This is a genomic window from Rhizobium sp. SVR5-9E (assembly GCF_056755095.1).
In genome coordinates, this window is sequence record NZ_JBNDHS010000851.1 from 1 (window position 1) to 229 (window position 229).

Here is a 229-nt window from a genome sequence, read left to right on the forward strand (position 1 = left end):
GTAGAGACCGGTCACGCGATAATAGAAAGGATCCTCATCGCCGACGGGTCCGGAGAAGTCGAACTGGCCCTGATAGCGTTGATCGGTGCCAAACTGCCCCATGATCTCGTGGTAGGGCTCTTCCGTAGGGCGCTTGGTGATCAGATTGAAGAGACCGCCGGCACCTGTGGCGCCATAGAGCGCAGAGGAGGGGCCGCGCAGGATCGAAACGCCCTCAAGACCGTAATTC

1 pseudogene is annotated in these 229 nt (G+C 59.4%); it reads right to left on the reverse strand.

The features are described 5' to 3' along the window. Positions 1 to 229 (reverse strand): annotated as a pseudogene (locus ACPYOJ_RS37250) (TonB-dependent siderophore receptor); the annotation flags it as partial.